Origin of the sequence: Spiroplasma endosymbiont of Apeira syringaria, assembly GCF_964020205.1 — a bacterium.
GTDB lineage: Bacteria > Bacillota_I > Bacilli_A > Mycoplasmatales > VBWQ01 > Spiroplasma_E > Spiroplasma_E ixodetis_A.
This window is the reverse complement of sequence record NZ_OZ026543.1, coordinates 1,310,729-1,331,799: the sequence shown is the minus strand read 5'-3', so window position 1 is coordinate 1,331,799 and position 21,071 is coordinate 1,310,729. Positions and strand designations below refer to the sequence as shown.

Genomic DNA, 21,071 nt, shown 5'->3' with positions numbered 1-21,071 from the left:
TAATACATTTGTTTTATTTCAAATTTGCTATATATGCAAGACATTGCTGTTCAGTTTGAAAAGCATTGTTGAATTCATTCAGTTTCATTATTCCCTCCACAAGTACATGTGGGGAGAAGTCCGATATTTATTTTTAAGCCTTACTTATTTATAGTTATATACTATTGTAAAAGTTTTTATAATTATATTTGATGTTATAATGTTATTTAAAAAACATTGAAAGGAAAATTAAATATGCCAGAAAAAGATAAGAATACGTTATTTAAACGTATTATTTTTAGAAAATATAAAGATGAAATTAATTGAGTAAAAATGATTAATTATTTGTTTAAAGAAAGAAAAATTTTTGAAGAAGATGTAGCAATTTTAACCAAGTTATTTAATGAAAAAAATAATGATTGATTAAAAAAGTTTAATATTTCTGAGGAAGATGCAGTAATTTTAACTAAATTATTTAATCAAAAAATTAATAATTGATTAGAAAAAGAACAAATTTCTGAAGACAATGTATTGGATTTAACTGATTTGTTTAATGAAAAAATGAATATAAATGATGAAACTACTAAAGTTATTGAAATTGCTAAGTTACTTAAAAAGGCAGAAGATTTAAATAGGATACATGAAATATTAGATGAACTTCCTCCACGTTATTTTTCTGTTGATAACTGAGAAGATACTGATGAAGAAGATATTGAAAATGAAAGTAAAATAATGATTGCAGAAAATAGCAGTTTAAATAAAGAAGAAACTGTATCTATTTCTAATAGTCAAAAAGCATTTTCTAAACAAGATATTATCGATAGTGGTATATGCTTAGATGATAGTTTATCTACTTCTGAATTAGTGAGATCATTTACTGTTATTTAATTGTAATAGTATTAATATAAATAAATTAGGCTTTTCTCCCTTTATGTACTATTTTAATTTTATCACATAAATGCTGAGAAAAGCCTATCTACGGACTTCTCCCCACATTTTTAAATCAAACATAGAATTACAGTTTCAAAACTAGGTATCTTGTTGAATTTATATGCAGCTTCTTTAGCATATAAATGAACATGATGTTTTGCAACTTTGATATGTGTTTTAAATGTTCTTCTTATATGTTTTCAAACTGATTCAATTTGGTTGGTATTTACACCAATTTTTGAAACATAGCCATCTTGATGGTTAACTGTTTCATGCTTAGTGAAAACTGATTTAAAATCGCAATATCCTTTTCAAGAATCAGTATATACAAGACATTTTGAAGAAATGTGGTTTTTTGCAAACTGCAAAAGATTTTTACTCTTTGCGTTTTTCAATACTTTCACAATTAAATTATTGGTTGTTTTTTGATAAATGCCAACAATCAAGGTTTTATTCACCAAGGATCTTCCTTGTTTTTTAAAACCCATATGTGAAAGATACATTTCATCAATTTGCACTGTACCTTCAACAATAAATTGAGGTTTTTGTTTTGCAATACGTGTTCTGATTTTATGAGTCATTCTTCAAGCAGTTTTCAAAGTCACTCCCAATTCTTTTGCAATATCTGTTGATGGAATTCCATGTTTGGTGTTTATTCATCTAAAGATAAGATAAAACCAAGATGTTAAAGATGTTTGTGACCTTGAAAATATGGTGCCTGTGAGAATGCTAAATGTTTGATTACATTTTAAACATCTCATTCTTTTTAAATCAGAAGTATTCAAATTAAAATTAAAACACCTAATACATTTGTTTTCTTTCAAATTTGCTATATATGCAAGACATTGCTGTTCAGTTTGAAAAGCATTGTTGAATTCATTCAGTTTCATTATTCCCTCCACAAGTACATGTGGGGAGAAGTCCGATAAATTAAAAAAACTAATTATACTAAAATTAGTAATTAAATTAAATATTAAAGATATTGAAATAGTTTTTAATTGTATTTTTTTTTAAAAATATGTATAATCCTAAATATTAAAAGTTAATTTCTTTTAATATTATTTAATTTTAAAAGGTTATAACATACCACCTTGATTTTCAAATCAAGTTGGTATTTTTTGTTTTAAATATTTGAAATAACAATAATGAAATTATTATATTAATATTAAATTTAATAAAAAACAAAAAATAGGGAGGAAAATAATGCCAAACACATTTAATTTTAACAACATAACAAAAGGTCAACAATTAAAATTTTTTTTTAATAATAATAAAACATTAATTTTTAAGACAGAGAATGCTTCGCAAGGTACAAGATTTGTCGTATTTGGTGAAACATTGGAAGGAGAAAAAGTATTAATTCCTGCTTTTACTGCCGCAGAATTGGATACTAAATATAGTTATGTTGATGATAAATCACAACGGACTAACAATTTTATCGATTGAAAAAGTGAAACTAGATTTGGAAGAGTCATTTCTCGTTTTCTAGATGTAGAAGAAATTTATTTATTAAATGCTAAAGGTCAGTTAAGAAAATATAATGATACTTTTCATGATACTGTTTGTTTTCAAAGAAGTAATTTTTATGTGTCTAATGAAACCACTTACAATTTTGAATATTTAAATTTGTTTTCTTTAAAAAAGAAAGTTTCCAATATTTTATTAGAACATAATAGAGGAACATTACCAATGACCGAAAATGTTTCTCTTATTAAACAAGCAGCAGAAAAAATTGGCGTTTCTTCAACAGCGAGTTCTGTTAAATTATTAACAATGGTAGGAAAATTAAAGTTATTTATACAAAAAATTAATCAATTGCATGAAGTAATAAACGTTTCTGCTTATTCGCAAGAGACAAATATTAATGTTGATGATATCACCTCATTAATTTCCCAAACAGAATTATTAAATAATTTAAATAATAAAACTGGCTCAATTTTTACTAAAGAAGAGTTAGCAAAATTTAAAATTAAATTAGAAGATGTTAAAATTGGTGACCAAACAAATATTTTTGACATAAAATTAAATTTTATGTATAAAATTGATGATAATAATTGAAGTAAATCTTTTACTTCTGCTACATTCCAAATTGAAACGAAATGAATAACAAAGTTAGAATTATTAGTAAACATTTATGATGGTGTATTTTCAATGCATTTTATTTTAAAACTGTTAAATTTAGAATCAGAAAAAACAACAAATGGTTTTAAGATGTTAGATCAAGAAATTGCAAAATTAGATCAAGAAATTGTAAGTTTTGTTAATTTAATTGCTGAAGATAACAAAGCGGTTGCTGATCTAGTCAATTTACAAAAAAAATGTAGAAAAAAAATGCTTTTTTAAAAACAGAAAATAAATTAAAAAATGCAATTGCAGAAATGCAAAAAATTTTACATAAAAATGAAAAGATTAAACAAGAACGATTAAATTATTTGCTAACAAGGATAAAATTGGTTAATAATGTTCAAATGTTAAGTTATTTACAGAAAAGGTTATTGACAAAAAGTAAAGAATATTTAATAATAAGTAATGTTTTTAATGAGGTGCATAATTTATCTTTATATAATAGAGAAGCTGTTAAAGGATATATTATTAGAAGCACTAAAAATAATAATTTATTAGCTACTGATTTTGATTATAAAATTGATAATTTATTTTTTGAAAATTTTCCTGGATTTGTTGAAATTCATAAAAATTTACCTCTTGAACTTCAACATAAACCAGAAGCTGTTATTGGAAATTTATTACAATTTTTAGAAGAACTTAAAGAAATAGAAAAAAATAAACTTTTAGCAAAGACAAGTCCTATTTATACATCAAAAAGGATGGGAGAATCTTATTTTTCGTTATTATCATATGCAAATTATGAAGGAATTTTTTCTGAAACCATAAACAATATTAAAGATATCAAATTAAAAATATTAAACTCTAAAAACAATGAAGAAATTAGAAAATATCAACAACAGTTAGAAGAAATATCTATTAAATTTTGAGAATCACAAAAAGATTTTACTAAGTTAGTTAATGAGTTAATGAATGTTTATTTTCCTAATGAGAAGCAAGAAATTTGGCTTAAGTTTGCGTTAGAAGAACATTTTTTATCAGAAAATCAAATATTAAAAAATAATGTTATTAAAAATTATAAAGACAAAGCAGAAGAAAAATTTACTAAGATAAGTATTGTATTAAAAATAAGGCTTTTCTCCCTTTATGTACTATTTTAATTTTATCACATAAATGCTGAGAAAATTCTATCTACGGACTTCTCCCCACATTTTTAAATCAAACATAGAATTACAGTTTCAAAACTAGGTATCTTGTTGAATTTATATGCAGCTTCTTTAGCATATAAATGAACATGATGTTTTGCAACTTTGATATGTGTTTTAAATGTTCTTCTTATATGTTTTCAAACTGATTCAATTTGGTTGGTATTTACACCAATTTTTGAAACATAGCCATCTTGATGGTTAACTGTTTCATGCTTAGTGAAAACTGATTTAAAATCGCAATATCCTTTTCAAGAATCAGTATATACAAGACATTTTGAAGAAATGTGGTTTTTTGCAAACTGCAAAAGATTTTTACTCTTTGCGTTTTTCAATACTTTCACAATTAAATTATTGGTTGTTTTTTGATAAATGCCAACAATCAAGGTTTTATTCACCAAGGATCTTCCTTGTTTTTTAAAACCCATATGTGAAAGATACATTTCATCAATTTGCACTGTACCTTCAACAATAAATTGAGGTTTTTGTTTTGCAATACGTGTTCTGATTTTATGAGTCATTCTTCAAGCAGTTTTCAAAGTCACTCCCAATTCTTTTGCAATATCTGTTGATGGAATTCCATGTTTGGTGTTTATTCATCTAAAGATAAGATAAAACCAAGATGTTAAAGATGTTTGTGACCTTGAAAATATGGTGCCTGTGAGAATGCTAAATGTTTGATTACATTTTAAACATCTCATTCTTTTTAAATCAGAAGTATTCAAATTAAAATTAAAACACCTAATACATTTGTTTTCTTTCAAATTTGCTATATATGCAAGACATTGCTGTTCAGTTTGAAAAGCATTGTTGAATTCATTCAGTTTCATTATTCCCTCCACAAGTACATGTGGGGAGAAGTCCGAAAAATAAATCAGCAATTAGTACAAGGTTTTCAAGAAGAATTATCTGATATATTCAAAGTCTCAAGACAAAGAATTAAACAAAAATTAAATCAACAAAGATTGGCAACTGGTAATTGAAAAGTTGATGATATTATTTCAATTAATAGTATAATTGATATTACTGGTATTAATGAAAAACAAGCAGTTTCATTTAAAGTTTTAACAAAAAATAAAGATGATTTTACTGTTATTATTCAATATTTAAATTCAAAAAAACAATTAGAATATAAAATAAGAGACATTACGATTAATAATTGTGGGACATTCAATTTTACTTTAAATAAAGAAGAAGTTACATTTCCAAATTGACAAGAAATTTTGAAGTTACAATCGTTAATAAATGATTATATAATTTGAAAAGATAAAGAATTAGTAGAACATGTAGAATTGTTATCGAACAAACTTAAAAAAATTAGTAATTCAGTTTTAAGTTTTGTTAAAGTTAATAATCAAAATTTTTTCAATAATTGAGAATGAGAAATTAATTTGCAAAAAATTAAAGAAAAATTATTAGTAACTATTGAACAAGAAATAGAAGAATATAAACAATTAATTGAAAAAGGTCAAATGCAATATGAAAAAATTTTAAAAATTAGTCAAGAATTAAAAGAAAATCTTACTAATGGTAATTTAAATTTTGTCTTTAGTGAAAACAGTAAAGAAAATATTAAAAATTTAAATCAAAATAAAAACAACACCAATGTAACATTTGATATTTTTTATTATAATAAAAAATATTTTTTAGGTAGTTATAAAACTGAAACATCTGCCATTAATTTTAAAATTCTTAGAGATAGTTTAATTGCAAAAAACAGGCTACTAGAAATAAAAGAAAAACTTGCCGCCATAAGAAAATCATTTTTAATAGTTGATAGTAAAATAAGAACGGCAGTTAATGATTTAACTAAGTTACATGATAGCATTATTGAACTTTTACAAATTAAGAAACAGGAATGAGAAACGTTAACTAATCATACAATTGTAAATGTTCAACTACAAAATCAAAAGATATTAGCACAATTAAAGTTAGATATCGAACAACTTGTTAAAAAAATCAGTTTTATTAAAAATAAAATTTCTGAATTAAGTAACCAAAAAATAGCAAATTCATGATTTTATAATGACTATCTAACTTTTATCAGATATTATGAGAAAGCGAATGAAGTTGCACCTTAAAGTATTGAAAAATATTTATGTTGAGATAAAAACTATAATATTATTAAAAACAATTTAAAAATATATACTGGTTATGATGATTTTGATGATTATAAAACAATATTTTTAAGTAAACTTTACAATATTAAAACTATTGATATTGAACACTGTCAAAAATCTTTAGTAGAAATATCAAAAACAAAATTTAAAAAACTTAGTTGATGACAAAAAATAATAAATAAATTATCGTGAACATGAAAAAAAACAAAAAGAAATATCAAAGTGATTAAAGAAAATAATATAAAAAATTTTGGAACTTTAATTGCAAATGGCTTTTCTCCCTTTATGTACTATTTTAATTTTATCACATAAATGCTGAGAAAAGCCTATCTACGGACTTCTCCCCACATTTTTAAATCAAACATAGAATTACAGTTTCAAAACTAGGTATCTTGTTGAATTTATATGCAGCTTCTTTAGCATATAAATGAACATGATGTTTTGCAACTTTGATATGTGTTTTAAATGTTCTTCTTATATGTTTTCAAACTGATTCAATTTGGTTGGTATTTACACCAATTTTTGAAACATAGCCATCTTGATGGTTAATTGTTTCATGCTTAGTGAAAACTGATTTAAAATCGCAATATCCTTTTCAAGAATCAGTATATACAAGACATTTTGAAGAAATGTGGTTTTTTGCAAACTGCAAAAGATTTTTACTCTTTGCGTTTTTCAATACTTTCACAATTAAATTATTGGTTGTTTTTTGATAAATGCCAACAATCAAGGTTTTATTCACCAAGGATCTTCCTTGTTTTTTAAAACCCATATGTGAAAGATACATTTCATCAATTTGCACTGTACCTTCAACAATAAATTGAGGTTTTTGTTTTGCAATACGTGTTCTGATTTTATGAGTCATTATTCAAGCAGTTTTCAAAGTCACTCCCAATTCTTTTGCAATATCTGTTGATGGAATTCCATGTTTGGTGTTTATTCATCTAAAGATAAGATAAAACCAAGATGTTAAAGATGTTTGTGACCTTGAAAATATGGTGCCTGTGAGAATGCTAAATGTTTGATTACATTTTAAACATCTCATTCTTTTTAAATCAGAAGTATTCAAATTAAAACTAAAACACCTAATACATTTGTTTTCTTTCAAATTTGCTATATATGCAAGACATTGCTGTTCAGTTTGAAAAGCATTTTTGAATTCATTCAGTTTCATTATTCCCTCCACAAGTACATGTGGGGAGAAGTCCGTTGCAAATTTAAATGAAAATAAAACATCAATAGATAAAATAAGCGTACCTTATCAAAGACAAAGTATACCAGAACTATTACCAACATCTGAGCCTTGAGATGAATGAATAATTGAAAAAAAACCTAAATTATCAATTTCAAATAGTACTGATAGTGCGATAAGTTCACTTTCTTCTGAATTTGAAGAAAATGATTATTCTATTATTGATATCGATAAAATATTAAGAGAACTTAATAGTTATAGTTTTCCACAGTATAGTGATTTAGAAAGCAGTACTGAATCATCTCGTCAAGAATTTAATCATTGTCTTACTAGAACAGCATCTAGTGATAGTGGCATTTGTTCTGGTCAGATTACTCCTAAACCAGTTAGTACAAATCCTTTTGATGATGAAAGCGATGATGAAGAACTTGCTGGTAATACTATTAATGAATCTAATAATTTAGTAAATACTGTACCATTACCATCCAAATCAACTCCAAAATTAAATTTTTCTTAATTGATAATTAATTTTATATTTTTCTTTATAATTTATATGATACGATGTAATCATATAAGTAAAAGAAACAGGTGTATATTATATGTTAACTGCTGGTATCTTTGGTTTACCTAATGTAGGTAAATCAACATTATTTAAAGCCATAACCAATTCACAAGTATTAATTGAAAATTATCCTTTCGCTACTATAAAACCAAATATTGGTAGCGTTCCAGTCAATGATTCAAGAATTTTAAATTTAATAAAAATTTTTAATCCACAAAAAGTTGTACCAACAATTTTAGAATTACATGATATTGCTGGACTTGTCAAAGGCGCTAGTAAAGGTGAAGGATTAGGTAATCAATTTCTTGCCAATATTAGAACGGTTGATGCAATATGCGAAGTTATTCGTTGTTTTGATGATATTAATGTTACTCATGTTGAAAATAAAATTGATCCAATTAATGATTTTGAAATTATTGAATTGGAATTAATGTTAGCTGATCAAGAAGTAATAAGTAAACGAAAAGAAAAAGTTCGTAAAAAATCGCAAATAACTAGAGATAAACAAGGTATTGCTGAGGTAGCTTTATTAGAAAAAATTAATAATGAATTAAACAATGGTATTGCTATTCGCAATCAAAAGTTAAGTTCAGAAGAATTACTAATGATTAAACCTTATAATTTTTTAACTGCTAAACCAATAATTGTTATTGCTAATATTAATGAAAAAGATTTAATAACTAAAACTAATAAATATGTTGAACAATTACAACAATATATGAGCAAAAAAAATATTACTGTAATTGTTGTTTGTGCTAAGACAGAATGTGAACTTTCTGAATTAGAAGCAGAAGAAAAAAAAGAAATGTTTAAAGAGTTAAATATTTTTGAATCAGGAATTGATCAAATTGTATTAGCAACTTATAAACTATTAAATTTAGGTACTTATTTTACTGTTGGACCCAAAGAAGTTCATGCTTGAACTTTTATTAAAGGAATGAAAGCACCAGAGTGTGCTGGTATCATTCATACAGATTTCATGAAAGGTTTTATTAGACTTAAAGTTTATAATTATCAAGATATAGAATTATTGGGTAGTGAAAAAAATGTTCAGGAAAAGGGAAAAATGAGAGTTGAAGGTAAAAATTATATAGTTGAAGATGGTGATATTTGTCATTTCCTTTTTAATGTTTAGTTTTAAGATAATATTAATTATAAAAAGGTTATAGTTTTGCTATAATTAATTTGAAAATATACTAGCAAGAAAGGAAAAAATTATTATGTTAAAAAGTAATTTACAAAATCCTGATTCTGACATTCAAGAAAACAATTATGTTCCAAATAAAAAAACTAAAAAGTTTGATGTTCTTAATAAAATAAAAGTTTCAAGAGCTTTACTTTTTTGATCACCAATTGTGCAAATTATTGGTAGTATTGCTTTTTTAATACTATTAATAGTTAATGCATTTGTTGGGCAAAAAATGGGGTTTGAATTTAGTAAACTACAATTAGCTTTATCATTATCATATGTTGGAATTGCAATTTTAGTCAGTATTATTTGTTTTATGATACCAGCAAAGAAACTTAAAAAGAAATCTTCATTTAGAATTACTGCTATTTCAACATTAATATTATCAACATTAATGTTAAGCGGTAGTCTAGTTTTTTGATCAATACCAGTATTATTATTTTTTTCATTAATCTCATTAATTGTATGAATATGTGAAGTAATAGCAGCGATTATTTTAATTTTAGTAGTTGAAGAATTACCTAATGAAAAATAAAGTAGGTGAAAATAATGAAAATTAAAGATTTAGATAATCTTAAAAACAAAGAAACATGTTTTATTCCATATGAACAAAAAACTAAAAATGCATATTTTGTTTATTTGACAATATCAATAGTTCTTTTTTTATCAGTTTTTATTTTTTCATTATTTGCTGCTATTAATGTATCAAAATATAAATTATATAATGTACTTACTGATTTTAATTATCCTATTTTGAATTTATTTTATGCACCAATTGTTTGTTTAATTGCAATTACTGTAAGTATGATTTTATTAATATTTGCTCCTAGAGTAAGTATTGTGTCTTCAAAGTATAGCAGTAGAATGTTTTATACTGCTTTTTGATTATTAATTCTTAGTGTAATGTTAAGTTCAGAAGTACAATTAACTTATATTTCACAATCTGGAATATTATATAATGAAAATTATCATTGAATTAATCCAATTATTGCAAGAATATTTATTATTTTTAGTCTTTTTTTACTTTTGATTACACAACTATTTTTTTGAATTATGCGTAGAAAGTTTACATTTATGAACTCAGATTATGAAATTTATACTACTAGAAGTATGGAAAAAAAACAAAGACGAATTAGAAAACAAGAATTAAAAAAAATTAAAAAACAAGAAAAGGGATTTAGTAAAAAAACTTTGAATATTAAATAAGGGGGACAGATTTATGAGAATTCGTAATTGGTGGTTTATTAGTTTTTATTTATTATTAAGCACATTTATTATTTATGAATTATTTTTTTTAATTGCTTTGTCAAAAAATACAGTTTTAAAAGATTTATATTATTATGGTTTTCAAATTTCAGAACCTTCACCAAGTTTTAATCCTTCAAGTTATACTGCAGTTTATTATTTACCAGTAATAGGTTTGATTGTAAGTAGTTTTGGGTTGATAAGTTGTATTTTTACGGCAAGAGTTTTTCTCGAAAAATCTCCTCGTTTTAAATTTGTATTTTTAGTTGTAAACTTTATAATTTTTGTTGTTGGATTTTTAATAAGTTTTTCTGGTCAATTGCTTTATTGTGAATGAAGTAATGATAGTGCACAAATAATACCTAATAGGGGTGGAACAATTGAAAAACCAAGTTTTTATTATCGAAATTGAGTTTCTTCAACAATTGTTTGATCAATTTTTGGTTTTTATTTTGCATTACTTGTTGCAGCAGTTATTTTATTACTTAAATTAAATTTAATTAATGTTCAAACATATCACTTTTATCGTCAACGTATTGAACAAGCAATTGAATTTGAACCAGAATTAAAACAACCATTACCAAGTTCTAATGAATTTGATCCAAATGATACACAGACTATTACAATTTTTCTTGATGAAGAAGTAAATGAAAAATTACAATCTAAAACTAATCGTAAAAAAATAATGAAATCCTCTAAAAATAATAAAAAAAAATTAAATTCTAAAAAAAAGACTAATAAAGTAGAAAAAAAAGTTAGTAAGATTAAAAAATCTTAAATTTAATAAAGATGGTGAAAATATGAAAATTCGTGTACGATATGCACCTAGTCCTACTGGGTATTTACATATTGGTGGTGCTAGAACAGCATTATTTAATTATTTATTTGCAAAAAATAACAAAGGAGATTTTATAGTTAGAATTGAAGATACTGATTTAGAACGCAATATTGAAGATGGAATTAGTTCACAATTAGATAATTTACGTTGAATGGAAATAATTCCTGATGAAACTATTGATTTACCAGGTAAATATGGTCCTTATAAACAAACTGAACGTTTAAATATATATATTCAATATGCATTAATACTAATAAAAGAAAAAAAAGCATATTATTGTTTTTGTACACCTCAATATCTAGAAGAAATGCGTAAGAAACAAGCAGATAAAAATATTTTAGCTTTCCAGTATGATGGAACATGTTCAAAATTAGAGCAGTCTGTAATTGAAGAAAATTTACAAAATAAAATTTCATATGCTATTAGAGTTAAAATTCCCACTAATAAAAGTTATAAAATTAAAGATTTAGTTCGTGGTAATGTTGAATTTAATTCAGTAGATTTAGGAGATTACATTATTATTAAATCAAATGGAGTGGCCACTTATAATTTCGCTGTTGTTATTGATGATCATTTAATGGAAATAAGTCATGTTTTTCGTGGTGAAGAACATTTGTCAAATACACCAAAACAATTAGTTATTTATGAGTATTTTAATTGGAAAATGCCAATTTTTGCCCACTTAACATTAATTGTTAATAATAAACGTAAAAAATTATCAAAACGTGATGGTAGCATTATCCAATTTATTCATCAATATCGTAAAGAAGGATATTTACCAGAAGCAATTTTTAATTTTATTGCTTTATTAGGATGAAGTTCGCATGAAGAAAAAGAAATTTATACTAAAGAACAATTAATTAAATTATTTACCCCAAAATATTTAAGTAAAGCACCAAGCATGTTTGATCCAGAAAAATTAGTGTGAATGAATAATTATTATATTAAAAGATTAAATGTTGAACAATACTTAGCTTTAGTAACACCTTTTATTAAAGAAAAATATAATTGAAATAGCAAAACTATTGAATGATGAAAAGAAGTATTATTAATTTATCAATCACAGTTAGAATATGGTAGTCAAATTAATGAATTGGTAAGTTTATTTTTTAAAAATAATTTTAAGGTAGATATAGAAGCAAAGACTTTTTTGAATGATAATGAATGTAACTTAGTTTGTACAACATTTATTAAAAAGATTATTGATTGTAAAAATTGAACTAGTGATAATATTAAAAACATTATTAATGAAGTTAAAAAAGAAACTAATGTTAACGGCAAATTATTATTTATGCCAATTAGAATTATTACGACAGGACAAATGCATGGACCTGATTTAGTTAGCACCATTAAACTATTAGGTTATGATACCATTATTAATAATGTGAAATTAAATTGGCTTTTCTCCCTTTATGTACTATTTTAATTTTATCACATAAATGCTGAGAAAAGCCTATCTACGGACTTCTCCCCACATTTTTAAATCAAACATAGAATTACAGTTTCAAAACTAGGTATCTTGTTGAATTTATATGCAGCTTCTTTAGCATATAAATGAACATGATGTTTTGCAACTTTGATATGTGTTTTAAATGTTCTTCTTATATGTTTTCAAACTGATTCAATTTGGTTGGTATTTACACCAATTTTTGAAACATAGCCATCTTGATGGTTAACTGTTTCATGCTTAGTGAAAACTGATTTAAAATCGCAATATCCTTTTCAAGAATCAGTATATACAAGACATTTTGAAGAAATGTGGTTTTTTGCAAACTGCAAAAGATTTTTACTCTTTGCGTTTTTCAATACTTTCACAATTAAATTATTGGTTGTTTTTTGATAAATGCCAACAATCAAGGTTTTATTAACCAAGGATCTTCCTTGTTTTTTAAAACCCATATGTGAAAGATACATTTCATCAATTTGCACTGTACCTTCAACAATAAATTGAGGTTTTTGTTTTGCAATACGTGTTCTGATTTTATGAGTCATTCTTCAAGCAGTTTTCAAAGTCACTCCCAATTCTTTTGCAATATCTGTTGATGGAATTCCGTGTTTGGTGTTTATTCATCTAAAGATAAGATAAAACCAAGATGTTAAAGATGTTTGTGACCTTGAAAATATGGTGCCTGTGAGAATGCTAAATGTTTGATTACATTTTAAACATCTCATTCTTTTTAAATCAGAAGTATTCAAATTAAAACTAAAACACCTAATAAATTTGTTTTCTTTCAAATTTGCTATATATGCAAGACATTGCTGTTCAGTTTGAAAAGCATTTTTGAATTAATTCAGTTTCATTATTCCCTCCACAAGTACATGTGGGGAGAAGTCCGATTAAATTTTAAATATTAAAGAAAAATAATTATTATTACTTATATAGAAAATATAATATTTACTTTTGTTATAAATAAAAATTATAAAATTGTTCTTTTTACTCAAAATAATTATTAAAATAGAAGAAAAATTTTATATTATGTTACTATTAAAATAAAAAATTAATAATACCTAAAATTTATAAGATATTAATGAGAGGTTAAAATTTATGTCAAGCAATAATTATAAAGTAACTTTTATTCGTGACGCTATACACAAAAATATTAATATCAGCGAACCAGTTATTCAGGCGTTAATATCTTGTAAAGAATTTCAAAGATTAAGATGAATTAATCAACTTGGTGGTGTCCAAATTGCTTTTCCTAATGCAACTCATACTAGATATGTTCATAGTATCGGTGTTTATCATATATTAAATCGTGTTCTTAGTGAAGTTGAAGGTTCTTCTTTATTAACTAAAGAGGAAAAAATAAACATTAAAATTGCTGGTTTATTACATGATTTAGGACACGGTCCTTTTTCACACACTTTTGAAAAAATCATAAACCTTAATGTTAATAAAAAAGAAAATTTTACTCATGAAGATTATACTTGTGCTATTATTAATGATAATAATACTGAAATTAACATGATTTTAAAACAATTTAATATTAATATTAATGCTATTATTGGTATCCTTAAGAAGGATTATAAAAATTATCCTAAATATCAAATTCAATTGGTATCATCGCAATTAGATTGTGATCGTATTGATTATTTAATGCGTGATGGATATTTTACAGGAGTTGGTTATGGAAGTATTGATATTGATTGAATTATTACAAATATGATAATTGATATTAAAGAGGGTTTAGTTTTTTCATACAAGGCAATTTCTGCTATTGAAAATTATTTAATCACAAGGTTCCATATGTATTATCAAGTTTATTATCATAAAAGTGGAATTCTTTTTGATCTTAATTTACAAAAATTATTTTCAAGAATAACTGAATTATATTTTGATAAAACTTATTCATTTAAAGTCAATATTCATGATTTTATTGCTATTTTTGAGGGAAAAAGCGTTGAAATACAAACATATTTAAATTGAACAGATGCTACTTTAATTAAGTTAATGCAAGATATTATTAATTTTGAAAACGATAATGAGTTAGTAAAAATATCAAAAGTAATTTTATTTTGTTTTAACTGAGAAAATGAATTGTTGTTATTAACAAGTCAAAATAACACTAATGTTATTGGGGTTAAACAAGATTTAAAAAATGTACTTTATTATTTTAAAAAAGATCCAATTATTATTAAAACAAAAAACGAAGAGTATATTACTTTAGAAAAAATCTCACAAATTTTGCAAGATCCAATTAAAGCACCAAATACAATTTATTTTTTAAAAAAGAAATAGAAATTTAAAACTGTTATAAAATGAGGTAATTATGAAAATTTTAAAATCAATTAATAAAGTTTTTGAGTATCCAAATATTTTAGATTTAACGCCAGGAGATTTTTACTTAAATTCACATGAGTATCACTTAGCAACGCAAGAAGTAATAGTGATATTGGGCGTATTAATTAATAAAGAAAAAATTGAAAATGCTATTAAAACTTTAAATTTTACTTGAATAAATTTTAAAGAAAAAGTAATAGTTTATTTTTCTATTTTTGCCTACCTTATAATAGGTAATGAATATAATGATTTAAAATCAGTTAAAATAAATCAAATTAAATTTAAAGATAATACGTTAAAAATTAAATTTAAAGAAACATTACTTACAATGATTAATAAGTTTCCAAGAACTTTGCATTTAACTAATGTTTTGGGTAATGATAATGATCGCGCTAATATGTATGCAGTTAACGCTATTTTAAATATTAAAAAAGGGATTGGATATGATAATTTTCATATTACTCTTTTTTCAGTATATCAATCGTTAGAATTAAAACTAAAGCATTGTTTAAGAAAATATATTCAAGTTGAACCTTCAGCTAGTAAGAAAAAATTTAATTTTCATAATTTAATACGATTGATTAAATTAATTAGTACTACAAGAGTTGAAAGTGAGGAAATGAGTAAAATATTATTAAATTTAAGAGAACGTTTGCGTTATTTTGAAAAAATTAATCCTGGTGGTCAAGCAGCAAGATATGAAGCTGAGATAAATCATAATTATTTTCATAATTTAAATTCGTATATTGTTAATGAACAAGAATTACTAAGTAATTTTGTCAAGGCTTTAAGTTTATTACAAGAATTATATTTAAAATTAATAGAATTATATAAAGATGATAATACTAAAGTTAAAATGCAAAAAAAAATTGATTTAGAATTAGTTAAAGTTTCAGGAATTAAGATCGAAGATGATCCAAAAAAAATTAATGATAAATTAAGAAATGTACTGGATAATCAAATTTTTGGTAACTATCAAGAATTAATTGATTTAAATTACAATGATGTTGCTATTTTGGAATTTTTAATAAGAATTGGATTTATACAGTATGTTAATGATACAATTGAGCAACTTTTATAAAAAAGTATTTATTTTTATTTTTTTATATGATATAAATTAAATTTATGAGTATAATATTTTAGATATTGAAAGGGGTCTGAACTGTGGACAGTTATGTTATTAATGAACTCACTACTATTATTCTTGATGCAGTAGCATTTGCAAATTATGAAATAGAATTGAATCAAGTTATTATTGAAATTAATAAAAATAATGACTTAGGTGATTATTCTACATCAATAGCAATGATATTAGCAAAAAAATATAAACAAAAACCATTAGACATTGCTGAAATTATAGTTAAAAATATTCATCAGAAACACCCATTAATTAAAAAAATTGATTATATTACCCCTGGTTTTATTAATATTAATATTAATGTTGAAGTATTTAGTTTGTTATTAATGAAAATTATTAATGAGAAATCATTATATGGTCAATCTAATAAAAAAAATATTACTTATAATATTGAATTTATTAGTGCCAATCCAACCGGACTTTTACATTTAGGACATGCAAGAAATGCGGCTATTGGTGATAGTTTAGCTAATATATTAGAACATAGAGGATATAATATAGTTAGAGAATACTATATTAATGATGCTGGTAATCAAATTAATGTTTTGGCCAATTCAATTTTCATAAATTATCAAAATCTTTGTGGAAATGCTGTTGAATTACCAAAAGAAAGTTATCGTGGTTCTGAAATTTTAACTGCTGCACAATCATTTTTGAAATTAAATGGTAATAAATTTGCAAATAAACCTTTTGATGAAACCTCTTCTTTAATTTTTAAAGAATTTGGTATTAATTATATGCTTTCAGAAATTAAAAAAGATTTAAAAAAATTTAAAGTTAAAATTAATATTTGATTTTCTGAATCATTTTTATATAAAGAAAATATTATTTCTAATTTAATCAAACAATTTGAAATGCAAGGCAATACTTATCAACTTGATGGTGCTATTTTTTTAAAAACTACTTTATTTGAAGATGATAAAGATCGTGTAATTGTTAAGAAAGACAAAACTTATACATATATGCTTCCTGACTTAGCTTATCATCATATTAAATTTCAACGTAGTGATGTGTTAATTAATATTTGAGGAGCAGATCATTATGGCTATATTCCACGAATTAAAGCAGGATTATATATGCTTAATAATGATGCCACTAAACTTGATATTTTATGTATGCAAATGGTAAAGGTTATTGATAATGGCAAAGAACAAAAAATGTCAAAAAGAGCAGGAACATCAATAACTTTAAGACATATGATAGATTTAATTGGAAAGGATGCTTTACGTTATTTTTTAGTATCAAGATCAGTTGAATCACATCTTGATATTGATTTAGCACTTGCTAAACAACAATCTAACGAAAATCCTGTTTATTATGCACAATATGTTCATGCACGTATAAATCAAATTATAGAGAATTATCCAAAATTTGAAATTGCAAATAGTATTAATTTATTAACAGAACAAAAGGAAAAAGAATTATTGATTACATTAGATGAATATATAATTATTTTGCAAAAAATTGAAAAACAGCATCAACCGCATTTACTTACAAATTATATTCAGAAATTAGCTAAGTTATTTCATTCTTATTATAATAAACATAAAGTTATTAGTGAAGATCAACAATTAACAATTCAACGATTAACATTAGTTTTAGCAATAAAACAAATAATGGCCAATGCTTTAAATTTAATTGGTGTGGATGCGCCTAAAAAGATGTAAAAAATATATTTTTTATTATTTATAATATACAATTTAGAAGGTGATTAAGAAATGCAAAACAAACAAACATTAGTAGAAGTAGCATATAGTTTTTTATGCAAAAAGAAAAAAAGCAGTTTTAATGAAATTTGAACACATGTTAAAAAACAATGTAATATTTCTAAAGAAGATGAAGAAAAAATTGCTGGTGAACTTTATACTGGAATTATTTTAAATACCAATTTTTTCTTAAAAAATGATAAACTTTGATATCCACGTAATGAAGTCTCATTAGAGGAAATTAAAGAACATATGACAAGAGTAGAAATTCCAAGTAATACAAAAGACGAAATTGATAGTACTGAAACAGTTACAGATAATGATGAAACTATAGATTTAAGTGAAGACGTAGAAGATGAAGATGATGATTTAGATACCATTAGTATTAAACCATTAGAAGATAGTTATGATGATGAATAATAATGATATTATTAATTAATATTTAGGAGAAAACTAATGAATTCAAAGTATATATTTATTACTGGTGGTGTTGTATCATCTTTAGGTAAAGGAATTACGGCAGCATCGCTTGGGCGTATATTAAAGCAAAAAAATATTAAGATTTTTATGCAAAAATTTGACCCTTATATTAATGTTGACCCAGGTACTATGAGTCCTTATCAACACGGTGAAGTATATGTAACTAGTGATGGTGCTGAAACTGATTTAGATTTAGGTCATTATGAACGTTTTATTGATGAAAATCTGACTAGAGATTCCAATATTACTGCCGGAAAAGTATACCAAACTGTTTTAAAAAAGGAACGTGATGGTTTTTATGAAGGGAAAACTGTACAAGTTGTACCTCATGTTACTGATGAAATTAAAAAACATATTTTTAATTCCGCAATTAATAGTAAGGCTGATGTTATTATTACCGAAATTGGTGGAACAGTTGGTGATATTGAATCATTAGCTTTTATTGAAGCCATTAGACAAGTTAAAAACGAAAAAGGTCATGAAAATGTTATTGTTATTCACACTACATTAATTCCTTATTTACATTCGGTTGGTGAATTTAAAACGAAACCCAGTCAACATTCAGTAAAAGAAATATTATCATTAGGTATTCAACCTGATATTTTGGTTTGTCGTAGTGAAACTATGCCACCTGATCATATTTTTGATAAATTATCTTTATTTTGTAATATTAAACGCAGTCATGTTTTAGCAATTCCTGATTGTGATAATATTTATAAAGTGCCATTATCTTTAGAACAACAAAAAATTGATGAAGTAGTTTCAGAATTATTAAAGTTAAATAAAACTAAACCAGATATGTCAGAATGACATGCAATTGTTAAAAAGTTAGATAATATTAATCAAGAAGTTACTGTTGGTATTGTGGCAAAGTATTCGAATTTAAGTGATGCTTACTTATCAGTAATTGAATCATTGAAAATTGCAGGTTATAGTCTTAATACTAAAGTTAATTATAAAATTATTAACGCTGAAAGTTTAGATAGTAAAAACATTAATTCTATGCTTTCCCCTTTCCAAGCAATAATTGTTCCTGGTGGCTTTGGTAATCGTGGTGTTGAAGGCAAAATCAATGCAATTAATTATACTCGAGTTAATAAAGTTCCTTTCTTGGGATTATGTTTAGGTATGCAGTTAGCTTGTATTGAATATTCTCGTAATGTATGTAATTTACAAGATGCTAATTCTACTGAATTTAATGAAAAAACTAAAAATCCTATTTTTGATTTATTACGTGGTAAAAATAAAAATGATCAAATTGGGGGAACTTTAAGATTGGGTAATTATCCAACCACTTTAATTAATGATTCATTAGCAAAATCTCTTTATAAACAAACTATTATTATTGAACGTCATCGTCATCGTTATGAATTTAATAATAGTTATAAAACATTACTTGCAAAAAATGGATTAATTTTTAGTGGTATATATAATAAAGAAGATTTGGTAGAAGTGATTGAGTTGCCAAAAGAAGTACATCCATTCTTTATTGCAAGTCAGTTTCATCCTGAATTCACATCCAGAATTAATAAACCAAATCCTTTATTTTTAGGATTAATTAAAAGTATTATTAAAAAATAATGATTAAGTAAGAAAATTTAATTTTAAAATTGTTATAATTTTTATGAATTGTATATTCTCAAAATATATATGCAACTAGATATGCAACTAGATTTTTTATGAAAATATATAATATAAGGTTATAATATTTTAAGAAAGAAGGAAAAGAAATGAATAAATTTGTTAGTGCAAAAAATATGATTGATAAAGCAAAAGCAGGTAAATATGCCGTTGCTCACTTTAATATTAATAATTTAGAATGAACAAGATCTATTCTTGAAGTTGCACAAGAAACTAAATCATCTGTTATTTTAGGTGTTTCAGAAGGTGCTATTAAATACATGGGTGGATTTAACACAGTTGTTAGTATGACTTTAGCGTTATTGAATGATTTAAATATTACTATTCCAGTGGCATTACATTTAGATCATGGTCAATCAATAGATTCTTGTAAGAAAGCATTAGATGCTGGTTTTAGTTCAGTTATGTTTGATGGTTCTCATTTATATTTTAATGAAAATATAAAAGGTACCAAAGAAGTAGTTACTTATGCTAAGAAAAAAAATGCATCTGTTGAAGCAGAAGCAGGTACTATTGGTGGTGAAGAAGATGGAGTTATTGGTAGTGGTGAGATTGCTAGTGAGGAAGATTGTAAATCATTAGCAGCTTTAGGAATTGACTTTTTAGCAGCCGGAATAAATAATATTCATGGAAAGTATCCTAAAAATTGAGATGGTTTAAATTTTGATGTGTTAAAAAATTTATCAGTAGCTTCAAATAAGCCAATGGTATTACATGGTGGTTCTGGAATTCCAAAAGATCAGGTTAAAAAAGCTATTAATTTAGGAATTAGTAAAATTAATGTTAATACTGAATTACAAGAAGTATTCGCCGCAGCTATTGAAAAATATGTTACGGAAGGAAAACTTAATGAAGATAAAGGGTTTGATCCTAGAAAAATTTTTAAGCCAGGAATGGAAGCAATTAAACTTAAAGCTAAAGAATTATTAACAGAATTTGGTTCATTAGGAAAATCTTAAAAAAATGGTCATATTAGTAATAATATGACCATTTTTAAATAA

The 21,071-nt window shown here is 24.6% G+C and carries 21 protein-coding genes; 17 read left to right on the top strand and 4 right to left on the bottom strand.

Annotated elements, in window-relative coordinates; translation table 4 throughout:
* Window positions 1-33: 33 nt before the first annotated feature.
* Entirely contained in the window at window positions 34-210 is a 177-nt protein-coding gene (locus tag AACL02_RS08140; RefSeq protein WP_339040749.1) for a hypothetical protein, read from the top strand.
* Window positions 211-234: 24 nt separating this feature from the next.
* Window positions 235-867 carry a hypothetical protein gene (locus AACL02_RS08135; protein ID WP_339040747.1) on the top strand — a complete coding sequence of 211 codons (633 nt, stop codon included), beginning with the start codon at window positions 235-237 and terminating at the stop codon, window positions 865-867.
* A gap of 110 nt (window positions 868-977) precedes the next feature.
* Here AACL02_RS08135 and AACL02_RS08130 read toward each other — a convergent pair whose 3' ends face one another.
* Entirely contained in the window at window positions 978-1,793 is an 816-nt protein-coding gene (locus AACL02_RS08130) for an IS1595 family transposase (RefSeq protein WP_339043458.1), read from the bottom strand.
* A gap of 319 nt (window positions 1,794-2,112) precedes the next feature.
* Between AACL02_RS08130 and AACL02_RS08125 the strand changes: the two genes are divergently transcribed.
* Together AACL02_RS08125 and AACL02_RS08120 are read left to right on the top strand one after the other, a co-directional pair.
* Window positions 2,113-3,252: a hypothetical protein gene (locus AACL02_RS08125; protein ID WP_339040745.1), complete on the top strand. Its 1,140-nt coding sequence runs from the start codon at window positions 2,113-2,115 to the stop codon at window positions 3,250-3,252.
* 35 nt (window positions 3,253-3,287) lie between these two features.
* Window positions 3,288-4,133, top strand: coding sequence for a hypothetical protein (locus AACL02_RS08120; RefSeq protein WP_339040743.1), 846 nt, complete (start codon window positions 3,288-3,290; stop codon window positions 4,131-4,133).
* Between the two features lie 53 nt (window positions 4,134-4,186).
* On the opposite strand, the gene AACL02_RS08115 is transcribed toward AACL02_RS08120, so the two are convergent.
* Window positions 4,187-5,008: an IS1595 family transposase gene (locus tag AACL02_RS08115; protein ID WP_281747836.1), complete on the bottom strand. Its 822-nt coding sequence runs from the start codon at window positions 5,006-5,008 to the stop codon at window positions 4,187-4,189.
* Window positions 5,009-5,026: 18 nt separating this feature from the next.
* Between AACL02_RS08115 and AACL02_RS08110 the strand changes: the two genes are divergently transcribed.
* The gene (locus AACL02_RS08110; protein ID WP_339040741.1) at window positions 5,027-6,259 is read left to right on the top strand and encodes a hypothetical protein; all 1,233 of its coding nucleotides are present in this window, start codon (window positions 5,027-5,029) and stop codon (window positions 6,257-6,259) included.
* 391 nt (window positions 6,260-6,650) lie between these two features.
* Here AACL02_RS08110 and AACL02_RS08105 read toward each other — a convergent pair whose 3' ends face one another.
* Window positions 6,651-7,472 carry an IS1595 family transposase gene (locus tag AACL02_RS08105; protein ID WP_339040739.1) on the bottom strand — a complete coding sequence of 274 codons (822 nt, stop codon included), beginning with the start codon at window positions 7,470-7,472 and terminating at the stop codon, window positions 6,651-6,653.
* On the opposite strand from AACL02_RS08105, the gene AACL02_RS08100 reads away from it, so the two are divergent.
* The 6 genes from AACL02_RS08100 to gltX all read left to right on the top strand — a co-directional run bounded on the left by AACL02_RS08100 (window position 7,453) and on the right by gltX (window position 12,750).
* Window positions 7,453-8,007, top strand: a complete 555-nt coding sequence (locus tag AACL02_RS08100) for a hypothetical protein (RefSeq protein ID WP_339040737.1) — start codon at window positions 7,453-7,455, stop codon at window positions 8,005-8,007. The genes AACL02_RS08105 and AACL02_RS08100 overlap by 20 nt on opposite strands.
* Window positions 8,008-8,089: 82 nt before the next feature.
* A complete protein-coding gene (gene ychF, locus AACL02_RS08095; RefSeq protein WP_339040735.1) occupies window positions 8,090-9,187 on the top strand; it encodes a redox-regulated ATPase YchF in 1,098 nt (365 codons plus the stop codon).
* An 85-nt stretch (window positions 9,188-9,272) separates the two neighbouring features.
* Window positions 9,273-9,776 carry a hypothetical protein gene (locus AACL02_RS08090; protein WP_252319777.1) on the top strand — a complete coding sequence of 168 codons (504 nt, stop codon included), beginning with the start codon at window positions 9,273-9,275 and terminating at the stop codon, window positions 9,774-9,776.
* 14 nt (window positions 9,777-9,790) lie between these two features.
* A complete protein-coding gene (locus AACL02_RS08085; protein WP_339040733.1) occupies window positions 9,791-10,447 on the top strand; it encodes a hypothetical protein in 657 nt (218 codons plus the stop codon).
* A gap of 13 nt (window positions 10,448-10,460) precedes the next feature.
* Window positions 10,461-11,264 (top strand): hypothetical protein, encoded by an 804-nt coding sequence (locus AACL02_RS08080; protein WP_339040731.1) that lies wholly within the window; start codon window positions 10,461-10,463, stop codon window positions 11,262-11,264.
* A 22-nt stretch (window positions 11,265-11,286) separates the two neighbouring features.
* Entirely contained in the window at window positions 11,287-12,750 is a 1,464-nt protein-coding gene (gene gltX, locus AACL02_RS08075; RefSeq protein WP_339040730.1) for a glutamate--tRNA ligase, read from the top strand.
* A gap of 53 nt (window positions 12,751-12,803) precedes the next feature.
* Here gltX and AACL02_RS08070 read toward each other — a convergent pair whose 3' ends face one another.
* The gene (locus tag AACL02_RS08070) at window positions 12,804-13,559 is read right to left on the bottom strand and encodes an IS1595 family transposase (RefSeq protein ID WP_339040728.1); all 756 of its coding nucleotides are present in this window, start codon (window positions 13,557-13,559) and stop codon (window positions 12,804-12,806) included.
* A 310-nt stretch (window positions 13,560-13,869) separates the two neighbouring features.
* Between AACL02_RS08070 and AACL02_RS08065 the strand changes: the two genes are divergently transcribed.
* The 6 genes from AACL02_RS08065 (at window position 13,870) to fba (ending at window position 21,029) form a co-directional block, all read left to right on the top strand.
* The gene (locus AACL02_RS08065) at window positions 13,870-15,063 is read left to right on the top strand and encodes an HD domain-containing protein (RefSeq protein ID WP_339040726.1); all 1,194 of its coding nucleotides are present in this window, start codon (window positions 13,870-13,872) and stop codon (window positions 15,061-15,063) included.
* Between the two features lie 31 nt (window positions 15,064-15,094).
* Window positions 15,095-16,186: a hypothetical protein gene (locus tag AACL02_RS08060; RefSeq protein WP_339040724.1), complete on the top strand. Its 1,092-nt coding sequence runs from the start codon at window positions 15,095-15,097 to the stop codon at window positions 16,184-16,186.
* A gap of 83 nt (window positions 16,187-16,269) precedes the next feature.
* A complete protein-coding gene (gene argS, locus AACL02_RS08055; protein WP_338976069.1) occupies window positions 16,270-17,910 on the top strand; it encodes an arginine--tRNA ligase in 1,641 nt (546 codons plus the stop codon).
* A gap of 51 nt (window positions 17,911-17,961) precedes the next feature.
* On the top strand, window positions 17,962-18,369 hold the full coding sequence (gene rpoE, locus AACL02_RS08050) for a DNA-directed RNA polymerase subunit delta (protein WP_338961844.1): 408 nt from the start codon (window positions 17,962-17,964) through the stop codon (window positions 18,367-18,369).
* Window positions 18,370-18,405: 36 nt separating this feature from the next.
* The gene (locus tag AACL02_RS08045; RefSeq protein ID WP_339040721.1) at window positions 18,406-20,010 is read left to right on the top strand and encodes a CTP synthase; all 1,605 of its coding nucleotides are present in this window, start codon (window positions 18,406-18,408) and stop codon (window positions 20,008-20,010) included.
* 149 nt (window positions 20,011-20,159) lie between these two features.
* Window positions 20,160-21,029 carry a class II fructose-1,6-bisphosphate aldolase gene (gene fba / locus AACL02_RS08040; RefSeq protein WP_339040719.1) on the top strand — a complete coding sequence of 290 codons (870 nt, stop codon included), beginning with the start codon at window positions 20,160-20,162 and terminating at the stop codon, window positions 21,027-21,029.
* The last annotated feature ends 42 nt before the right edge of the window (window positions 21,030-21,071 follow it).